Origin of the sequence: Brevibacterium sp. ZH18, from assembly GCF_022748595.1 — a bacterium.
In the GTDB taxonomy this organism is placed as follows: domain Bacteria; phylum Actinomycetota; class Actinomycetes; order Actinomycetales; family Brevibacteriaceae; genus Brevibacterium.
In genome coordinates this window covers 1-1,061 of the sequence record NZ_JALDSX010000104.1, presented here as the reverse complement: position 1 = coordinate 1,061, position 1,061 = coordinate 1, and the positions used below count along the sequence as shown (strand labels likewise).

Below are 1,061 nucleotides of genomic sequence, written 5' to 3'. Positions count from 1 at the left end.
GCTCGACGGCAACTGGTCCGCTCGACGAAGGGGGCTCAGCGCAGGACGACTGTGCGCTTGCCTGAGAGGAAGACGCGTCCGTCGCAGTGCCACTTCACGGCATTGGACAGCGCCTTGCATTCGGCGTCGCGACCGGCGGCGACGAGGTCCTGCGGCCCGAACGAGTGGTCGACGTCGACGACCTGCTGGGCGATGATCGGGCCCTCGTCAAGTTCACTGTCGACGAAGTGCGCGGTCGCCCCAACGGTCTTGACCCCGCGCTCCCAGGCCTGGTGGTAGGGCTTGGCACCCTTGAACGAAGGCAGGAACGAGTGGTGGATGTTGATGGCCCGGCCGGTCAGCTCGCGGGCCAGATCGTCGGAGAGGACCTGCATGTAGCGAGCGAGGACGACGAGGTCGATCTCGAAACGGTCGACGAGTTCGAGCAGCTTCGCCTCGGCGTCGGGTTTCGTCTCCTTGGTTACCGGGATCCGGAAGAACGGAATGTGGTGCCATTCGACAAGCTCGCGATGATCGGGGTGGTTGGAGACCACGGCCACAATCTCGATCGGCAGCTCCCCTGCGTGAGCCCGGAACAGCAGGTCATTGAGGCAGTGCTCGAACTTCGAGACCATGATGAGGACCCGACGCTTCTCCCCCTGCGGCCACAGCCGAGAGTTCGCATTGAACTTCGCACCGATCTCGTCGAAGTCAGCGCGCAGAGCCTCAACTGCCTCCGCAGATTCGTCCTGGAGGCTGAAGTCGATGCGGAGGAAGAGTCGTTGGGAGTACTGATCGTCGAACTGCTTGAACTCCTTGATGTCACCGCCGTGGTTGAGGAGGACTCCAGTGACCGCGTGGGTGATACCCGGCCGCTCGTCGCATTCGAGGGTGAAGATGTAGTCCTGCATGTCCGATGCTTCCTGACTCGAGAGGGGTTTCATCCATCATTGGGCCTGCTGCACGGCTGGTCAACTCCTCGACCGGAGCAGTGACAGCACGCGCGGTGAGCGAGGAGTCACGTCGCAAACCAGGCACTCTGCGCCGACAGCACAAACGACAGCACAAATGACGAGGGGCCG

Annotated in this window: 1 protein-coding gene; it reads right to left on the bottom strand. The window is 62.8% G+C overall.

What is annotated here, in order from left to right; genetic code table 11:
• Positions 1-35: 35 nt before the first annotated feature.
• Positions 36-890, bottom strand: coding sequence for a formyltetrahydrofolate deformylase (gene purU / locus MPN20_RS17110; RefSeq protein ID WP_242784063.1), 855 nt, complete (start codon positions 888-890; stop codon positions 36-38).
• Positions 891-1,061 lie beyond the last annotated feature (171 nt).

Bases quoted from the DNA above. Each gene is read 5' to 3' on its own strand.
- purU (WP_242784063.1), bottom strand. From the start codon at position 890: ATGCAGGACTACATCTTCACCCTCGAATGCGACGAGCGGCCGGGTATC.